Here is a 19,737-nt window from a genome sequence, read left to right as displayed (position 1 = left end):
AAAATTGTTCCCTTGGTCGAAAAAGCTGCCGGAGCAATGTTACCTATCTAAAAATTAAAGGATTCATTACTAAAATAAAGGATCTGCACCCGGAAAAACAGGTGCAGATCCTTTTACGCTTACAGTTCTGGGAGTTTATGAGCCGTTTTCAGGAGTTATGCGGCGTTTGGCGCGAGTATGTGCGAAACTTTGGATAATGCTGAGTTATGGGGGGGATGAGCCGTTCTCAGGAGTTATGCGGCGTTTGGCGCAAGTATGCCTCGAAACCTGGGATAATGCTGAGTTCTGGAAGTTTATGAGCCGTTTTCAGGAGTTATGCCGCGTTTAGCGCAATTATGAGGTGAATGATCGAATTATGCTGGAATCCTCTGAGAAATAGTTTATATAACAGATTCTAAAATACTACAAACAATACTCAAACCTTCACTATGCTTCTAAAATAGTGGAGGTTTTTTCTTGAAGTGAAAAGTAAGCACTTGTTTCAATATAAAGAATAAATTATAATATATTAAAATGTAAATCTAGTAAGAGGAGGTGAATAAATTTGAAAGTATTTGATTTGCATTCAGATTTATTTACAGATCTAGCATTCCGCCGAAGTAAAGGAGAGCGAAATGTATTTGATCGGATTCATTATCCGAAATTGAAAAAGGGTTTAGTTGACGCGGTTGTTTGTGTCTTTTGGGTAGAGCCGGCGTTTCGTGACAATCCGTATGGGCGATTTCGTATGTTGCGAGAGAGCGTGTTAGATGATTTACGGACGGCACAGCATGTAAATCTTTGTACGACAACGAAAGATTTCGTTGATGCGCAAAAGGTTGGAAAAATAAATGTTCTTCTCGGTTTGGAAGGGCTGACGTTTATGGAGCATTGGGGGGAGGCATCCATTCAGGGAAATGTTGAAAGCGCTTTCCATGAATTGCATGAGGGAGGTGTTCGCCATGCGATTTATGCGTGGAACGAAAATAACTTTCTTGCAAGTGGTACAGGAGCTTATAATGAAAGAATACATACTGGCCTTACGCAATATGGGCGACAAGCGACAAAGCTTGCGAATGATTATCGTTGGCTTCTAGATGCTTCTCATCTCGATGAACCTTCGTTTTGGAATTTGTATGAGGCGAGTGAGCGGCCGATCATTGCTTCCCATAGTAATGCAAGAGCACTTTGCGACCATGAACGTAATCTTACGGATGAGCAGATAAAAGCGATTGCTTCTAAAGGCGGTATTATTGGGCTCAATGCGCATTATGCGTTTATCGACAAAGTGAATCCTACGGTTGATACATTTATCGATCACGCTGTTTATATGGCGGATTTAGTAGGACCCGAGCATGTTGCATTCGGGTTTGATTTTCTAGACTTTTTAGATGGTCATCAGCTTGGTTCGGATGTCGAAGAAGGGACAACAGTTGGGTTGGAATGTGTTGAGAAGGTACCTGAACTACTCGTGAAAATGGAGCGGCGTGGGTTTTCGCGTAAAGAAGTGGAACGCATCAGTTATACAAATGCGTTTGATTTTATTAGTAAACAAATGAAGGGTTAAGAATGGGGGAAGAGAAATGGAAAACACATTAATTAAGGCAGATGATATGATCACCTTATGGGGAATCATCGTTGTCTGGGCGGCGGTTAGTATTTATTTGGAACAACGGTTTAGTTGGGCGAGTAAGATTTCAGGAGCAATTATTGCGTTAGTCGGAGCAATCATCTTATCCAATACGGGTGTTATTCCGACAGAATCGCCTGTTTATGATGCGGTTTGGACGTTCATTATTCCACTAGCGATTCCGTTATTATTGTTCCATGTGAACTTTAAGAAGATTTGGCAGGAAAGCGGAAGGATGTTGCTCATTTTCTTAATTAGTTCAATCGGAACAGTAGCTGGTACGATTATTAGCTTTTTCTTATTGAAAGATCATATTCCGTACTTGGATAAAATCGGTGGGATGATGAGTGCTTCCTATGTTGGGGGTGGTGTCAACTTTGCGGCGATGGCGGGGAAGTTTGAAACGCCGGGTGAAATGGTATCCTCTACAATTGTTGCGGATAATTTAATGATGGCGCTCTATTTTGTCGTATTGATGATCATACCAACGATGGCATTTTTCCGTAAACGGTATTCCCATCCACACGTACTGGAAGTGGAAGCGAATAAAGGAAAAAGCGATGGCAAGACGTTAGCAGAAAGCTTTTGGGCACGTAAAGATATTTCACTAAAAGATATGGCTTTATCTGTTGGAACAGCATTTTTTCTCGTTATTGTTGCGTTTAAACTTGCTGCGTTTTTAGATGGTGTGATTCCTTCGGGTGAAGATGTATCGTTCTTCATGAATTTATTGAACGGACTCTTCGGGGATAAATACTTGATTTTGACAACCATTACTTTCCTTGCACTTGCATTATTTCCGAAGTACTTTGAAAGTATTAATGGAAGTCAGGAGATTGGGACATTACTCATTTACCTATTCTTTGTTGTAATTGGTGTTCCTGCTTCCATTCCGATGATTATTCAGAACGCTCCATTGTTGTTAGTGTTCGTTGCAGTCATTGTGCTTGTGAACATGCTTGTTTCATTGACGGCGGGGAAACTGTTAAAGTACAACTTGGAAGAAATATTGCTAGTTAGTAATGCGAACATTGGAGGACCAACGACAGCCGCTGCAATGGCAATTGCAAAAGGATGGAAAAACCTCATTGGGCCAATATTAGTAGTTGGTACACTCGGTTACATTATTGGGAACTATATTGGAACGACATTAGGTTTATGGTTTTCAACAATGCTATAAAAAAAGACTTGCCTGGTAGTTTTCGGACTACCAGGTTTTCTTATGGTATGATGGAGGAATAAAAGAAATAAACGGGGTAGGTTTCATGTTTGATGGTCAAAAGATAAAAAAACTACGTATCGAACAGAGTTTGTCATTGAAAGATTTATCAGATCGTTCTGGGGTTAGCATTAGTATGATCAGTCAGATTGAACGTAGAAATACAGACCCAACATTAACGACATTGTATAAATTGTGTAGAGGATTAGATGTATCGATTTCTACGTTGCTCGGAACGGATGAACAAGCTTTGCAATTAGTACGGAAAGCTGAACGGAAGACAATCAGTTTTCCGCAATCCAATTCAAAGTATCAATTGTTGACGCCTATTAATGAAGGAACAATCGAGATGATTATGATTCATTTAGAACCGGGGCAAGAAGATCAGCAACTTGTTGAGCATACAGGGGAAGAATGCGGGTATGTATTGCAAGGAGAATTGACAATTGTTCTAGGAGATAATGAGCATATTTTGTACGAAGGAGACAGTATCCGTTTCAAAAGTACAACCCCACATCGATTTTTTAATCATACAAATAAAACTTCGATTTCTGTCTGGGCAATGACGGGGAGAGTGCTGTAGTGACTAGAAGACTGTGAAGTTTGCAGTCTTTTTCTTACGGATATCGTCTGGATGTCTGTCATATGAATAAATAGAGCGATAGCTTTTTGTAAAAGGAGGCACCATGGGGTTAATTAGTACATACGCGATGAATATGCTTGGATACATGATCGCGGCATTGCCACTTTATGTGCTCGTGCGTGTAATCATCTTGAAGAGAAGAAGAAAACGAGTCAACAAATTACGTGAATGTCTATTAGCAATTTTCATCTTATACAGTATCGGTTTAGCTTCCCAAACGATCATCCCGAAATGGAGTATCGGTGTCGATTCGGTAACTGGAGAAATATATTTTGACGTAATGGTTGCAAATGAGATGGCGAGTGTCAATGTCACGCCATTTCAAACGATGCATCTTTATTTACAAACGAACAGCTATGCAGATGATTGGGGTAGCCTGTCCATTATGAATTTACTGGGCAATATGTTCATGTTCTCGCCAATCGGATTGTTCATTCCAATGTTGTGGAGGAAGTTGGCTTCATTTTGGAAAATTGCATTCATTGGATTAGGCGTCACTTTTTTCATTGAAGGCGTTCAGTTTTTCATAGGACGAAGTACAGATATTGATGACATCATTTTAAATGCAATCGGCGTTATGTTTGGGTATTTCGTGTTTTGGTTGATGAGGAAGATTGTAAGGCGTTAAGTGAATTGAATACTAGTTTGAGCGCAAGGGGGGATACTCCTTGTGCTTTTTTCATTTTCCAATGGTTTTTTATAGAGTCGGAGTTTGCTTTTCGATGAGACGAGTTTATGTTGTGATTTCCTTTAGCGTGATAAGAACATATGACATCTGTCATATGTAATGGTGACAGAGCTTACTAAGCAAGTTGAAATCATTCCCGTATGATAAATATAAAGGAGTGATTGGATGGAAAGTATCGTTGAGGTTAGTAAGTTAACCAAAAATTTTAAAGATGTGAAGGCTGTAGATAATGTTTCGTTTTCCATTAAGCGAGGGGGAATTGTTGCGTTCTTAGGACCAAACGGGGCAGGGAAAAGTACAACAATTCTTATGCTGTTAGGCTTGTTGAATCCGACCTATGGTAACGTAAAACTTTTCAATGAGGATCCGAAAATTCGTCTTGTTCGAGAACGGATCGGTGTTATGATGCAACATGTTAGTTTGATGGACGCTGTGAAGGTTCGTGAACTACTCGCTTTATTTAAAAGTTATTATTCCAATTCACTTTCGATGGAACAGTTAATAAATATTACTGGATTGTCCGGCAGTGAGGTAAACAAACGCACTGAAAAATTGTCTGGAGGACAACGACAACGTGTTGGATTTGCGCTCGCATTAGTAGGAAATCCTGATTTGCTATTTTTTGATGAGCCCACTGTTGGAATGGATAGTACCTCCCGTAAGATGTTTTGGGATAAAGTACGAGAGCTCGCTAAAGAAGGTAAAACAATCATATTTTCAACGCATTATTTGCAAGAAGCGGATGATGTTGCGACGCGCATTCTGTTGTTTAAAAACGGAAAGATTGCTGCGGATGGCTCACCTGAGTCCATTAAGCGAAACATGTTAAAGCAAACTGTATCATTTAAAGTAAATGGACCGTTTATGTACAGAGAAAAATTCCTTAAGATGACTGAGGTCATAGAGTTGTTCGAAAAAAAAGGCAGAGTTACAATTGTGACCGAAAATTCGGATGTAATCTTATCGAAGCTCTTTACAGATAATATATCTGTTAGTGATATCTCTGTCGATAGAGGAAGTTTAGAAGATGCATTTGTCCAACTGACGACGGAGGAGGATGCTCATGAACATGTTCATTAAAGAATCTAAAACGGAAGTAATTCGCGTATTCCGTAATCCGTATTTTATTTTCGGGTCACTACTTATGCCGATTGTATTTTACGTGATATTTACAAAAGTTGTGAATCAAGGTTTAGAAGAGGCGGATGTATGGAACAAGCATTTTCTTATGTCGATTGCCACATTTAGTGTAATGGGGAGTGCGATTATGACACTAGGTCTGAGGATGATACAGGAAAGAAACGATGGGTGGACAACGTATTTGCGGGTAACACCACTTCCCGCAACACTGCATTTTATTGCTAAAATGATTGGACAATCGACAGTCCATGCCCTTGCGATCGTAATGATTTTTCTATCAGGCGTATTAATAAATGGTGTTTCAATGTCAGCTGTCGAATGGATTCTGTGTGGAGGCTGGATACTGCTTGGTTCAATTCCATTTTTAGCACTGGGTGTTCTAGTAGGAACGATGCAAAAAGTTGATTTGGCTTCAAATGTTAGTAATATCCTTTACTTACTTCTTGCGATTACTGGGGGTATGTGGATGCCGATGGAGGTATTGCCAAAAGCCATTCAAGCTATTGGTACATGGTTGCCGGCATACCATTACGGTAGTGGAGCGTGGGCGATTGTTCGTGGAGACACGCCTGATTTCAAGAATATTGTAATACTTCTAGGTTACCTTCTATTGTTCATGGTATTATCAACCTATAGAAGAAGAAAACAGGAAGTGGTAAAGTGGTAAAACGTTTTGAGCTTTTCCCGAAGAGATATGGAGTGACGCCTTATATCTTTTTAGTGTACTTGTTTTTACCTTTATTTCACATTGTAAACTTGAGTGGTTGGCGCGCGGTAATGGGGTATTGTGCATTACTGCTTTTTCTCATTTCATATATCCGATTATACAAATCAGAATCCGTTAAACAAGATACTGTATGGCTTGTGTCACTTGTAAGTTTAGTTGTTGTCTTCACAGTTTTTTACAACCCGTATAATTTATTATTAGGATTTTTTGCATCGAATTTCATAGGTTGGTTTGAAGAGAAAAGACAGTTTACTAGAGCTGTCTCCTTGTTTGCGTCAGTATTGATCGCTTGCACAGTCTGGATTGTCTTTGTGCATGGTTTTAATGAATTGTTATTTTTCTTGCCCTTTCTAGTCGTCATGATTTTATCGCCCTATGGCATTCGAAGTATGATGTTGAGATTGGAATTAGAAGAACAATTGAATCAAGCAAACAAACAGATTAAAACCTTGATCAAGCAGGAAGAAAGGGTTCGAATCGCTCGTGATTTGCACGATACACTTGGTCACACACTCTCATTAATTACTTTACAAAGCCAGGTTATTCAAAGAGTAGCAGCAAATCCTGAAAAAGTCATTAAGGAAGCAGAGGAAATTGAAAGAACGTCTCGCTCGGCAATGAAGCAAGTTCGAGAGCTTGTAGCGAATATGCGAGTAAGTTCAATTGAAGAGGAATTGGTGCATATGGAGCAAATTCTATCAGCTGGAAACGTACAATTTCATTTCGAATATATAGAAACACTGCCTCAACTTTCAGCATTACAGCAGAATATTTTAGGGTTATGCATTCGAGAAGCCTCAACAAATATTATAAAACATAGTCAAGCGAGTAATTGTAAAGTAACGATTGAGCATTGCGATAGTAGATGTCAGGTGCGTATTTCGGATAACGGAGTTGGGATGTCTGATAAGGTATGGGGGAATGGACTTACCGGTATGCTTGAGAGACTAGCATTGATTGAAGGCAATTTAGAAATTACGACGGATAAGGGTACCACTCTTCAAATGACAATCCCAATCGTTGTAAAAGTAGATGAAGGAGCTGTTGTTCTATGATTCATATAGTTATTGCAGAGGACCAGCAAATACTTCGAGGAGCTCTTGGTACGTTATTGGATTTTGAAGAAGACTTTACAGTAGTCGGGCAAGCGGAAAACGGTGAGCAGGCATTACAACTTATTCACTCCTTACAACCCGATGTATGCATTTTGGACATTGAAATGCCTAAGAAAAGTGGTCTTGACGTTGCAGAAATGCTGCAGAACAAGGGCATATCGACAAAAGTAATCATTTTAACAACTTTCGCGAGACCAGGTTATTTTGAAAGGGCAATGAAAGCAAAGATTCATGGTTACTTGCTGAAAGATGGATCTATTACGGACTTGGCGAATGCAATTCGTAATGTAATGGCAGGAAAGAGAGAATTTGCTGCGGATTTAGTGATGAATTTTTATCATGAAGAAAATCCTTTAACTGAAAGGGAAAAGGAAGTCTTGCTAAAGTCAGCGGAAGGGAAGACGGCAAAGGAAATAGGGGCTGAGCTATTTTTGTCAGCAGGAACTGTAAGAAACTATATGTCTGAAGTATTGCAAAAGGTTGAGGCTAAAAACAAAGTCGAAGCAATTGCCATTTGTCGTGAAAAGGGATGGATTTAGGATTATTTATCATGAAGTCTATAGCAGTTGTGTTAAACGGGTAAGTTGTTATGGATTTTACTTCAAGAATGTAATTATTTTTGTAGTGCTATACTGAAAGCAAATAGATGAATTTTAATCAGGGATAATTTGCAGGAATCTTAAGTCATAATTAAAACAGGTCTGTTGCTTAACCACTTATTTACAAGTAGACTTCTTCGGACCCGTTGGCTTGCGTTCCGGCGCACGCTTTCCGCGGGGCACGGGTGAGCCAATCGAACAACGAAGAGTTCGATTTGCCTTAATTTCTGCGTACTTTGCAGAAATTAAGGCATCCTTGCTCTCAACGCTACGCTTTTGCTCGCAAAAGCCGTTCTGCGTGACGGCTTTCCCTGTGGGGTCTCACCATTCGTGCTATCCCCCCGCAGGACATTGAGTATGCTTCCTCGAAAAATCACCGCACGAAGGAAATGCGCAGCATTTTCGAGGAGTCGGCGCCTGCACTCCAGCCAACTAGCATATGACAACTCTATATATTTCATATACTATAGATACTGCTTTTCAGGATTGGAGCGGAAGGCGGCGAAATGCAAAGATGTGCTCTCAACGCTTCGCTTTTGTTCGCAAAAGTCGTTCTTCGTTACGACTTTTCCTGCGGGAACAGCGCGAGCTGAAGACCCTGGACTGAGCGAAGCGAGGGAAGAAATTGCTGCCTTAATTTCTGTAAAAAGCACAGAAATACGGCAAAGCTCACCCTTCGCAGTTCGCTTGGCTGAAGCCGTGCCCGCGGAACGCGTCCGCCTGGAGCGGAAATCCGGTGTTTATCGAGGATAATAAGGATTATTGTTTGGTCTTACATCCTATAAATTGGTTAATCAACACGCCTGTAATTGAAAGTATTAATTGACGAATCGGGAATTGCTTGGTACGATTATTGTATCTTTCAGAAAGTAGGTGATGTTTTATGGCGACAATTAATATGGCTATTGTATATATGATCGGACCCATACTCTCACCTGCCATGCCTAAGTAATAGGCATGTCTATTCTGTTATGCGCGTGAAAGCATGGTGTCCGATCTGGGACCATGCTTTTTTATATGCACATAACAGGAGGAATTTAAATTGATAAATTTACAAGCATACGGTTGGAATTCATTTCATCAAAATAATTGGGATGAAACAATCGCTGATATGAAAAGTGGGAATTATAAAGCAGGACGTGTAACACTTGAACATAAACGGATGTATCGCGTGCTAACCGAAGAAGGGGAATGGCTATCTGTTTGCTCAGGTTCGTTTCAACATGAAGCAGTTGAAAGACGAGATTTCCCAGCGGTAGGTGATTGGGTTGTCGTCGAAAGGATGCCGGGTGAAGAACGAGGGATCATTCATGCTGTACTTCCAAGAACGTCTTTATTCTCAAGGAAGGCGGCGGGGGCGACGATTGCGGAACAACTCATCGCCGTGAATGTCGATATTGTCTATTTGGTCATGTCGATGAATGATGACTTTAATAGCCGGCGACTTGAGCGTTATCTTGTGGCAGCATACGATTCAGGTGCGACACCAGTAGTTGTCCTGACGAAGAAGGATTTGTGCGATCATCCGGAAATATATATGGAAGAAGCTCGTGGAATTGCTTTAGGAGCTGACGTCTATGCAATCAGTAGTGTCACGGGCGAGGGAATTGAGCAAGTAACGGAGTTATTAAAAGGCGGTAAAACAGCAGCATTATTAGGGTCTTCTGGTGTCGGCAAGTCTTCACTTGTCAATGCGATTTGTGGAGAAGGTACCATGGCTGTACAAGGTATTCGCGAAGATGATGCAAAAGGTCGGCATACAACAACGCATCGTGAACTCATTAAAATTCCTTCAGGTGGGGTCCTCATCGACACACCAGGGATGAGAGAGTTTCAATTGTGGAATGAAAGTGAGAGTCTCGACGCTGGATTCAAAGATATCGAGGAACTGGCAACAAGTTGTCGATTCTCGGACTGCGGTCATGCTAGTGAACCAGGATGCGCGATCCAAGAGGCATTACAGTCGGGGGCTTTGCCGGAAGACCGCTATGCCAGCTATGTGAAACTACAAAAAGAGATTGCATTTCTCGAACGAAAAACGAATCGGCAGGCGGCAGTTGCCGAGCGAGACAAATGGAAGAAAGTGACGAAAAGTATGCGGAAGCATCCGTCAAAGAAGAAGTAAGATCAAAAAGACAAGCCCATCTAACAGGGGCTTGTCTTTTTACAATCACTGACACACTTATTTTTTTACCTTGATCCGATACGCAAGACATTCATTGAGTGAAACGAGTGAAGAATAGTTCCATTCATCGTAATCCATTGCGCCACCAGGGAAAATTGCAACGATCTTCAAGCCAGCCTTTTGGCATAGCTTGCTAATTTCTTCTACAGTATAACAACGAAGTGACTGTGTGACAGCGTCTTCGGGGTGATCGTTATGCCACCACGTATCAAGCATGCGTTCATTCTCTTCATCATATCCATATTTTCGAAACGCTTCATCAATCTGCATTTCTTGGCCGTTCACTTTACGCCAATAGGAAGGTTGGTATATATCAATCAATGCACAACCGTCTTCCTTCATCCACCCTGCTATTCTTTTTAGTAAGAAGAGTTGTTCCTCATCAGTTCCTACACCGAAACCGTCCATGTAACTGACAACATCAAATTGCTGCTGCAATTGTATTGTGTAAAAATCCCCGCAATGTATGGTAATGGAATCAGGAGAGCATGATTTAGCATATTCAACGAGTTCAGGCACCAACTCTACAGTTGTCATTTCGGTTCCGTTTTTGGCCATAGCTCGTGCTAATATGCCGCTACCTGCACCGATATCCAACATCGTAGTAAAAGGTTTACCAACTTGTTCGTGAATTTGCGTTACTTGAAGAACTAAGTCGTCTTCCATTCTGAATTCTATTTGCGGATCCATTAGTTTAAATTGCTTCTTATAAAAGGAAAGTACCCAAGATTGTTTTGTCAAATTAATTCCTCCTGTATTTGTTTTATCAAATAAGTGTCGGAATTAGATAGAGTAATGTCAAAGCATCCACCACCTTCTATCTCATTATAGCGTATAATTAGATAATTAAGTAGATGATGGAGGGATTATTATGATAAAGGCAGTGATCTTTGATTTGGACGGTACTTTATTGAATCGTGATGCCTCAGTGATTAGTTTTGGATCGAATCAGTATGATCGATATCGAGATGTTTTTGGTCACATTCCAAAACAGCAATACATGTCGAAGTTCATTGAATACGATTGTCGAGGATATGTATGGAAGGATAAAGTCTATCAGCAACTCGTTAAAGAATATCAAATTCAAGTGCCATGGGAAACATTGCTTCAAGATTACATGGAGAACTTTAAACGCCACTGTGTACCGTTTCCGCATCTTGAGAGTATGTTGGAGACTTTAAAGAATAGGTCTTTGAAGTTAGGTATCATATCAAACGGCAGAGAACCGTTTCAATCCAAAAATATATCAGCTCTTGAAATTGACCATTTGTTTGATACGATTCTTATTTCAGAGTCAGAGGGAATTAAAAAACCTGACCCACTTATTTTTCAACGGGCATTGGAGAGACTGAACGTTCAAGCATCCGAAAGTATGTATGTCGGAGATCATCCGGTAAACGATGTTAAAGCAGCTCGTTCCCTAGGGATGCTCAGTGTTTGGAAAAAGGACAATCATTGGGAAGATGTGAATGCTGATTATTGTATAGATGATTTGAGTGAACTGTCGGCGATAGTTGAGGAACTGACATCTTGTAAAAATAAACAGCTACTGGATTGTGAATGAATGAATTTCATGTAGGCTCAAAATAAAAGGAGGATGAACGTGAGTAAAAAACGTAAAGTAGTATTGTTCATTGCTTCAAGTTTGGATGGATATATTGCTACAAAAGATGAATCTCTTGAGTGGTTATTCAAAGTTGAAGGCGAAGGCGATAACGGTTTTGCAGAGTTTTATGAAACGATTGATACAGTGTTGATGGGCAAAAGAACATATGATTGGGTAATGAATCAAGAGATAACGGAGTTCCCTTACAAAAATAAAGATTGTTATGTGTTTACGAGATCATCTGTTGAAGATACTGAAAATGTTAGGTTTATCAATGAGGATGTAACAGATTTTGTGCAAACATTAAAAGCAGAGGAAGGAAAGAACATTTGGATTGTTGGAGGAGGAGAATTGTTACACGCTTTTGTACAAAGAAAGTTAGTGGATGAATTTATTATCACAGTTGCTCCAACGATAATCGGTAAAGGAATACCGTTGTTCAGGGAAGGCGATTATCAATTGGACCTTACATTAAAAGGAGTAAGAAACTTTAATCAGTTTGTAGAATTACATTATAAACAGTGAAGAATTGTTTGCTTGAGAAATTACATGACGTTGTCTACAATAGGACGAGTTTACGATCTAACCTTTTCAACATAGTTATGAATGCGTGATCTGAGGAGTGATTTTTATTCTGCAATAGCTTATGTAGATAACCTGATTTACAAGTCGAATCACATACGTGTAAAGTCGATTAAAGAAGAAAAGCAGAATGCTAAATACGGTGCTGGTATCTTTCAATTATCTTCTAGAACTGTTCGTTTTCGAGTTGCAAAAATAACTCCAAATAAAGTAGGGCAGTTTGTTGTATGTTGGGAAAAAGATGAGAATAATAAAAACCAACCTTATTCATATGACGAAGCACCTGATTTATTCGTTATTACTACTTTTAGAAATGACAGCGAGTTTGGACAGTTTATTTTTCCGAAAGATGTTCTACTAAAACAGAATATTCTTAGGTCAAGTTCGACGAAAGGGAAGATGGGAATAAGGGTTTATCCTAGTTGGGATAATCCGACAAATAAGCAAGCGATAAAAACTCAAATAGAGCAGTTGCCTTATTTTGTTCATATGAGTAACGCTAATGAATTACCAATGGACAAGATACTAGAACTGTATTCGTTGTAATTATTGCGGAAGCTTGGCGCACACATCGTACATAACCGGGGGGACTTGAATGATACACGTAAATGTTAGAGGGATAATTGAAAGAAATGGTCCTAATGGAACTGAAATTGTTATTCAAAAAAGGGTTAAAGCGAATGAGAAAAATACACCTTATGAGTTGCCGGGGGGAAGGCTGGAGGAATTCGAGTCATTTTTTGAAGGATTAAAAAGAGAAGTGCATGAAGAGACAGGACTTCACATTACAAAGATTTTTGGGGAAGAAACCAAAATTGAAACGCATGATAAAAATTCGAATGTTGAAGCTGTGAGGCCTTTTGCGATTTATCAAACGACAAATGGTCCTGTTGATTCATTAGGTGCTTATTTTCGATGTCAGGCTAATGGGGTTCTAAATGATAAAGGGGATGATACTGAAGATATAAAGTGGATTTCAGTAGATGATTTACGTCAATTAATTGAAGATCAATTAATTGAATTTAGTTGGGTAGATAAGTCGGGCATACTGTATTATTTGAAATGGCATTATACACAGAAGGTACATTGAGTTGATACATACATAGGGTCGAGCTGTCCTTACTTATAGTTGAATAAAAAGCAAAAAGGCTGTCACAGAAAGTCGGTTTTCACGGACTTTCTGGACAGTCTTTATTTGCTTAGCGAGACTTTCTGCTAGCGAGTTTTACGTCACCTTACTCATTAATTAGATTCAACATTAATGAATAGCTTTCCATCTGCTACTTTTCTAGCTTCATTTCCGAAGTTATCGACTACTTTTACTTCAATTCTTGCGCCATCAGCTGTAACGCCTAATGGTGCAGTCCAGTAGCCGACATATTTACCAGGTGCTACTTCGCTTACTGGCAATTCGGTAGCATTTGTCACTTCGTTGCGTCCACCGACATTTGTCAATGGCATATGAATCATGAAGCTTCCTTTTAGTCCTTCATCACTTGTAAATTCGATTTTTACGGACTTACCAGTGACTAAATGAACATCTTCAGCAGGTGTTAGGTTTGAAATTTCTGGTGCGTTGTAGTGCGCTGTAATGGAGACTTTTTGCGTCTTTTTATTACCAGCTGCGTCTTTTGCTACGACTTTGATGTCATTAATCCCTTGTTCAAGGAGAATTCGTTTTGAATACGTGCCGTTGGAAACAGTAGCCTTTTGTCCGTTAACTGTGACGGATTCAAGATTTGCGTCCGATACTTTTCCGGTGACTGTCACTGTTTCGCGATTTGTTTTTTCGCCATTTGCAGGACTGTCGATTGTCAATTCAGGTTTCAGTGTGTCCAGAAGGACTGTAACCGGACTTGAAGTACCTGTGACGCGACCGTCTAATGAAGAAACAGCTGTGAATTCATTTTCACCTTCAGTAAGTGTTGTGTTAAATGAAAACTTGCCGTCATCACCAACGACAACTGAATCGACTTCGGTGCCATTGTTTTGCAAAGTGATTGTAGTTGTTGGAGTTGCCTTGCCGTCAATCGTGATTGCTTGTTTGTTTGTCACTGTTCCGGACTGAGGGGAAGTGATAACTGGTTCGAACACTTCGTAGTTGACGCGTGCTCGAATCATGTAATTCCCTTCATTCGTCGGAGCTGGAGCCCATGCACCGCCGACGTACTGATAACTTCTACCAGCGTTCGGTCCGTTTTCATCTGTCGCTAAGCCTGGTGCGTAAGGGTTTGGCGCTGACTGGACATAGACCATGTAGAAATCGCCGTTAACTGCGATGTTGTGTTCTTCTAAATCTACAACTGTCCACTCGCCATTCCGTTTTGCTTGCGCATCAATTGGACCAGCAAGCTTTTTGCCAGGTGTTCCATCTGCGCCCGTTGCATCCCAAACTTCTACAGTAAATGCAGTACCACCAGGAACTGGCCATTCTGTATCCCAGAAACGGAAAATTCCTTCAGAGACGATTCCGGAATCTTTTCCTTCAGGTAGTGACATTTTCACACCCCAGCCGTTTCCAGCATCGTAAAATGCTCGTGCGTTTTCAGCTGTTCCATCATCGTACCCGATTTCACCGCCAGGATATGTGAAGAAAGGTTCTAATGCAAAGTCGTATGTGGATTGGTCACCGATCGAAACTGCTGCTTCTTGACCGTGGTATCCACGTGCTACGACTTTCAACGTGTAATCTCCTTCGTAAGCAGTAATTGCGTATTGACCAGATGCATCCGTTTCGACAGGCGTAATGTTAGCGTCTTCTACGAGTAGAAGGGTTGCACCTGCAATCGGTTCACCTGTTGATTGATCAGTCACTGTGCCACTTAGTGTAGCTTGCGCTAATTCTTCTAACGTGAAGTTTGCAGTTGTCGTCTCATCTGCATTGATTGTGACGGATTGTTCTGCTGATTGATAACCATATGCTTCAGCTTTCGCTGTAAATGTTCCTGTACCGTGAGTCAGTTTATACTTTCCGTTTGCAGGATTCGTATAGACAGAACGATTTGTTTCTAAAATGCTCACTTGAGCACCTAGCGGTAGAAGTACAGGACCGACATGCCCGTCATTTGTCGGTGGTGTTAATACGTCATCTTTAGGGAGTACTGGCTTAATGGATTTAGGGTCAATCGGTTTTTCAAGCGCATCTTTCCCTTTCTCCACAATAACACCTAGTTTATTATTGTTCTTCATACCACTTAATCCGCTTTGGGAGCCGAAAGTGTTCTTAATCGGCTGGATTGAAACATTCCCAGTTTGAGAAGTGCCGCTTAAAGCGACGTCGTCAATATACCAGCCTTCACGAACAACGCTACCATCTGAAAACGCATTGAAGCCGATGTAAATACGTTGACCACTATAAGCTGACAAATCTACTTCAGCGTCTAACCATCCATTGGAAGCCCCTTGGACCATAAGAAGTTGCGTCCACTCGACCATGTCTGTTGAAATGAACACATGTCCATAATCCCAAGCTCTTCCGGAAGAAGATTGTTCGAAGTTATGCCAGTGTTTGAATTGAAGGTAACTATTTCCTTCAGGCAAGTCGATTGGAGGCATTACGAGTGTTGCATTCATTCGACTATCGTAATTCCCAGCGAGGTTCGTGGCGTATACTTTTTCTCCAGATGCAGCATTGCCAGGTCCAGAAGTCGGAACGCCCCATTGCCAGCTGTTCATGTCTCCGAAAGATACCCAGCCATTTGGTGTTTGTTCGAAGTCTTCAAAGTAACCAGTTGTAATACCAGCTTTTACTTGGACAGTATACTCAGGGCTAGTTACTTCGTTATTACCAAAATCATTGATCGTCCATTTGTAGATAAATTCACTGCCAGAGATTTTATCTCCCGGAACTGTAACGTTGTATTGACCAGCTAGATAATCACCAGAAGAACGAACGGCCTCTAGTGCAGCCCATTGACCGTTTCCATCCAAGTAATGCATCATTACTGAAGATACGCTTACATTATCTGCAACTTGAATGGATAGCTGTAAATCCATACCTTCATACGTTTCAACAGGGGCAGTGTGATCGAATGTTGGTGGTTCGCTATCATTCCCTTGGATTGTCACTTGTCCTTCTAACGTACCAAGTCCTGTCACAATAGAAGAAACTGCTTCATAAGCATCGACAAGTCCGTAACCATAGCCGTGGTTTGGAGAAGTCGGATATTCGTTGTCTGTAAGCGCTGTTGCAGTATTTAGTAATACTTGCTCCATTTCATCAACAGAAATATTCGCGTTCACTTGGCGAAGCATCGCTGCGACTGCCGATACAGCTGGCCCGGCCATCGACGTACCATTCCATCCACCTTCATAGCCGCCACCCGGAACAGAAGAACGAATGTTTACGCCTGGAGCAGAAATATCGGGTTTAATCTCCCCGTAAGGTGATGGACCACGTAATGAGAAGCTACCTACCTTATTATTAATGTCAGTTGCACCCGTAGCAAAAGACTCTGGATAGTTTGCTGGATTTGCAACTGATCCTGGGCCACCTGGGTTGGATAAAGTAGTGTTCCCTGCAGAGAATTCTGGGAAGATTTCCGCTGCACGCCAGTTTCTCACAACGTCACGGTACCATTCATCCAAGCCACGTCCGCCACCCCATGAGTTGTTAACAACGTCAGGTGCTAAATCGACACGTGCATTTCCATTTGCATCAGTTGGAGCGAGGATCCATTGCGCTGCTGCTAATAGATCAGTATCAGTTCCACCATTGGCTGTAAATGCTTTTACTGCAATCCATTTCGCACCAGGAGCTACTCCGACTTGGTTTGAACCATTTGGCTCGCTACCTACCATTGTGCCCGTTACATGCGTTCCGTGCCCATGATCGTCATACGCAGCCGAACGTCCTGCGGTGGCGTCGAACCAGTTGAAGTCATGATTCACTTCACCTGTTGCTGCATTATACCCGCGATATTTTTCTTTAAGTGCAGGGTGATCCCATTGAACCCCTGTATCGATACTTGCGACAACTGTGCCAGAACCATCAATGCCCATACCCCAAACTTGTGGTGCATTGACTCGCTCAACGTTCCATTCTACGTTTGCGATGCCCGAAGTAGGAGTCGTTGCATTTTCAGTTTTCGTTGTGAAAAGTTGACGTGTTTCGTTTGGAAGTATTTTTTCAACTTCTGCGAAAGTTGCAACCTTCTCAGCAATGTCTTTCGTTGCGGTTACTGCCAAACCGTTAACGATATAGTAAGATGTAAGGTCTTTTGCATTTCCTGCTTCAACTTCTGCTTCAAGAAATTGTAAAACATTTTGCTGTGATTCCAATGAAGTAGCTTTCAATTCAGAAACGACAGCAGATCTTGTCAGTAAGACCGATTGTTTGCCAGTTAGTTTTTGTTTGCTTGCTTGTTCTTTTGCTGCAGATGCAATTTTTTCTGAATCTGCTTGTTCTTTGAATTTGACGAGAAACGTAACCATTTCTTCGTCTTTAAAACTTTGAAGGAGTCGATCGCTTACTTTGTTTTGTGCAAGGGCATTTGAGTCTTTCATTGCATGATGTATTTGCTTATTCACTTTTGAAGTGCTAGCAGCAAATCCAGGTGACATCAACGAAAATACCATTAGAAATGTAGCGATAACACTAAATAGCCTTATTCGTCTGCGATTCTTCAATTTTCTTCCTCCCTTTTTTTGTTAGAACCCACCCCTTTGAGATAGAAAAAACACCTTCTCTCCTCTCCTGAAATTTGCGCAGGTTCTCGATGGTGTTTAAAGTAGCTTGTCTAGTTGTCTAGCTTTAATTATACATATATAAAACATTAATAAAAGATTGAATTTGTGTATTATTACAAAATTGATAGTATGTTACTAGGGGTAATGATTTTTAGCAGGAGTTTAGCTGTATGTTCTTGCAGAAGGTGAATTGCTGTGTTGTTCGTTAAATGCTTATGCAATAAGGGTTCTATACGTGTCTTTTATAGCGTGATATCCAGAGTATCCTTTGCGTTTTTTAAGAAATAGTTAAAAACACCCATGTTAGTAAAATGTGGTTGGTTATTTTTATATTAATGTTTTTATGATTAGTAGTATGGAGTGAGTTTTTTGGGAATGCAGTTGGGGAGAAGGGTATACGAAATTTGCCCAATATGAAAAAAGCCGGCATATGCCGGCTTTTAATTGACTGTCAGGGACGCGGGTTTTTGTGGATACGCTCTTTCCGTAAATCTTCCTTCATATTATCCAAATGAATTGTATCGACAGTTTGCATATCTTCATGCATATCAAATAAACTCATTCGATTAGAAGCGATTTTCTCGGGATGTTCCAAATACAACAGTTTATTGTACGTTGAGTCTTTCACATCATTGCGGTTACCATCCGCGCTCATTTGCATGACCTCCCTATTCGTCATAACTAGTATTCACATATGTGTAAAATCTTATGCGAAGATGCCGTGCCATACAGAATCCGACAATATAAAAAGCATGAAGGTGAAATGTCCTTCATGCTTTTTGAAATTTGTCCCAACTTTTGCGTTATGATCGTTTGTTAAGTGGGAGTCTCGATTGATTCTTTTTTGACATGAATTTGCGCACAAATGGATAAACAACAGGTGCCCATTTAATGGCTGTTTTTATCAACTTTCCAATTTTCATTACAAATGCACCTCGGCTCATCGTTTTTACTACTTTGCCCTTTCTTGTGTAATGTAAACCTCAATTGACTCTCTTACACTGACAGATTGCCAATTGTTTTTGAAAGATCTGTCTCTTTTTGTGTAGTTGATGTTTGATTTTGAAAGTTTTTGGACAATACTGTGAGAAATTGTAAGAGAGGAGCAATACTTGTTTATGAAAAGGAAGTTACTAATCGCTACAGCAGTTTTGTTGTTCTCATATAGTATGAGTACACATGCCGCAGTTATTGACATGGATGATTCAGAGAGAAGTATGATGGAAGTGATTTTTGAACAACTATCCCCGATAGAAGAATATGTAGAGAATACTGTTATAAAAGAGGTTCCGTTTGATAAGGAAATGATTGGAACGATGCCTCATCTTTATCCACCGTTGGAACTGCTCAAGCCGGAACCAATCACATATGTTGTGGAGAATGGGGATAATCTGTATCGGATTGCCTTGAATCATGGCATTCCATTAGAAACGTTAATGAGTATGAATGGATTGACGAGTGAATTAATACATCCGGGAGATGAACTTGTCATTTCCGATGAAGGCGTAGAGGATAACCTCAAGGTGCCAGAGAAGAAGGCGGTGACGGTTGCTTCTACTGTTCCTAAACCTGTCCAAAAGCAACCTGTTGCTAAACAAGTTGCTGCGAATCCACCTGCTACTGAAGGGAAAGAAATGACCGTTACTGCGACCGCCTATACTGCATATTGCACGGGATGTTCGGGAACGACAGCCACTGGTATTGATTTACGCTCTAATCCAAATCAGAAAGTAATTGCCGTCGATCCATCCATCATTCCTTTAGGTACGAAAGTGTGGGTTGAGGGCTATGGAGAAGCAATTGCTGGTGATGTAGGTGGTGCAATCAAAGGAAATAAAATTGATGTTTTTATTCCATCGTATGAAAGTGCAATGGAGTGGGGCGTAAAAAAAGTGAAAATTAAAGTCCTGAATTAATAGAGATTGAACGGATATTC

At 40.6% G+C, this 19,737-nt stretch carries 18 protein-coding genes; 15 read left to right on the top strand and 3 right to left on the bottom strand.

The window, feature by feature from the left end:
* From QT711_RS15805 to rsgA, 10 genes are all read left to right on the top strand, one after another.
* On the top strand, positions 1-197 hold a 197-nt coding region (locus tag QT711_RS15805), incomplete at its 5' end, for a hypothetical protein (RefSeq protein ID WP_317945843.1).
* A gap of 347 nt (positions 198-544) precedes the next feature.
* Positions 545-1,546, top strand: a complete 1,002-nt coding sequence (locus QT711_RS15800; protein WP_317945841.1) for a dipeptidase — start codon at positions 545-547, stop codon at positions 1,544-1,546.
* A 16-nt stretch (positions 1,547-1,562) separates the two neighbouring features.
* The gene (locus QT711_RS15795) at positions 1,563-2,789 is read left to right on the top strand and encodes a DUF819 family protein (RefSeq protein WP_317945839.1); all 1,227 of its coding nucleotides are present in this window, start codon (positions 1,563-1,565) and stop codon (positions 2,787-2,789) included.
* 85 nt (positions 2,790-2,874) lie between these two features.
* Positions 2,875-3,411, top strand: a complete 537-nt coding sequence (locus QT711_RS15790) for a helix-turn-helix domain-containing protein (RefSeq protein WP_317945837.1) — start codon at positions 2,875-2,877, stop codon at positions 3,409-3,411.
* A 103-nt stretch (positions 3,412-3,514) separates the two neighbouring features.
* Positions 3,515-4,099, top strand: a complete 585-nt coding sequence (locus QT711_RS15785) for a VanZ family protein (RefSeq protein ID WP_317945835.1) — start codon at positions 3,515-3,517, stop codon at positions 4,097-4,099.
* Between the two features lie 225 nt (positions 4,100-4,324).
* Positions 4,325-5,239, top strand: a complete 915-nt coding sequence (locus tag QT711_RS15780; protein ID WP_317945833.1) for an ABC transporter ATP-binding protein — start codon at positions 4,325-4,327, stop codon at positions 5,237-5,239.
* A complete protein-coding gene (locus tag QT711_RS15775) occupies positions 5,223-5,966 on the top strand; it encodes an ABC transporter permease (protein WP_317945831.1) in 744 nt (247 codons plus the stop codon). The genes QT711_RS15780 and QT711_RS15775 overlap by 17 nt, the downstream gene beginning before the upstream one ends.
* A complete protein-coding gene (locus QT711_RS15770) occupies positions 5,960-7,081 on the top strand; it encodes a sensor histidine kinase (protein ID WP_450097602.1) in 1,122 nt (373 codons plus the stop codon). The genes QT711_RS15775 and QT711_RS15770 overlap by 7 nt, the downstream gene beginning before the upstream one ends.
* Positions 7,078-7,680: a response regulator transcription factor gene (locus tag QT711_RS15765; protein WP_317945827.1), complete on the top strand. Its 603-nt coding sequence runs from the start codon at positions 7,078-7,080 to the stop codon at positions 7,678-7,680. Before QT711_RS15770 ends, QT711_RS15765 begins: the two co-directional genes overlap by 4 nt.
* A gap of 1,105 nt (positions 7,681-8,785) precedes the next feature.
* The gene (rsgA, locus tag QT711_RS15760) at positions 8,786-9,865 is read left to right on the top strand and encodes a ribosome small subunit-dependent GTPase A (RefSeq protein WP_398296258.1); all 1,080 of its coding nucleotides are present in this window, start codon (positions 8,786-8,788) and stop codon (positions 9,863-9,865) included.
* A gap of 57 nt (positions 9,866-9,922) precedes the next feature.
* On the opposite strand, the gene QT711_RS15755 is transcribed toward rsgA, so the two are convergent.
* On the bottom strand, positions 9,923-10,615 hold the full coding sequence (locus QT711_RS15755) for a class I SAM-dependent methyltransferase (protein WP_317945846.1): 693 nt from the start codon (positions 10,613-10,615) through the stop codon (positions 9,923-9,925).
* A 181-nt stretch (positions 10,616-10,796) separates the two neighbouring features.
* Between QT711_RS15755 and QT711_RS15750 the strand changes: the two genes are divergently transcribed.
* From QT711_RS15750 to QT711_RS15735, 4 genes are all read left to right on the top strand, one after another.
* A complete protein-coding gene (locus QT711_RS15750; protein WP_317945824.1) occupies positions 10,797-11,489 on the top strand; it encodes an HAD family hydrolase in 693 nt (230 codons plus the stop codon).
* A 39-nt stretch (positions 11,490-11,528) separates the two neighbouring features.
* Positions 11,529-12,056: a dihydrofolate reductase family protein gene (locus QT711_RS15745; protein ID WP_317945823.1), complete on the top strand. Its 528-nt coding sequence runs from the start codon at positions 11,529-11,531 to the stop codon at positions 12,054-12,056.
* Between the two features lie 81 nt (positions 12,057-12,137).
* Complete coding sequence (locus tag QT711_RS15740; RefSeq protein ID WP_317945821.1) at positions 12,138-12,659, top strand: MepB family protein; 522 nt, start codon at positions 12,138-12,140, stop codon at positions 12,657-12,659.
* Between the two features lie 49 nt (positions 12,660-12,708).
* Complete coding sequence (locus QT711_RS15735) at positions 12,709-13,203, top strand: NUDIX domain-containing protein (protein ID WP_317945819.1); 495 nt, start codon at positions 12,709-12,711, stop codon at positions 13,201-13,203.
* A gap of 152 nt (positions 13,204-13,355) precedes the next feature.
* Here the strand turns inward: QT711_RS15735 and QT711_RS15730 are convergent, their stop codons facing one another.
* Together QT711_RS15730 and QT711_RS15725 are read right to left on the bottom strand one after the other, a co-directional pair.
* A complete protein-coding gene (locus QT711_RS15730; protein WP_317945845.1) occupies positions 13,356-17,690 on the bottom strand; it encodes a S8 family serine peptidase in 4,335 nt (1,444 codons plus the stop codon).
* Between the two features lie 562 nt (positions 17,691-18,252).
* Positions 18,253-18,456, bottom strand: a complete 204-nt coding sequence (locus QT711_RS15725; RefSeq protein WP_317945817.1) for a hypothetical protein — start codon at positions 18,454-18,456, stop codon at positions 18,253-18,255.
* 463 nt (positions 18,457-18,919) lie between these two features.
* Here QT711_RS15725 and QT711_RS15720 point away from each other — a divergent pair, with 463 nt between their 5' ends.
* Entirely contained in the window at positions 18,920-19,717 is a 798-nt protein-coding gene (locus QT711_RS15720; protein WP_317945816.1) for a 3D domain-containing protein, read from the top strand.
* Positions 19,718-19,737 lie beyond the last annotated feature (20 nt).

Origin of the sequence: Sporosarcina saromensis (genome assembly GCF_033253735.1) — a bacterium.
Lineage (GTDB): Bacteria > Bacillota > Bacilli > Bacillales_A > Planococcaceae > Sporosarcina > Sporosarcina saromensis.
Note: the sequence above shows the minus strand (reverse complement) of the source record. Positions and strands in the feature narration are given on the sequence as shown.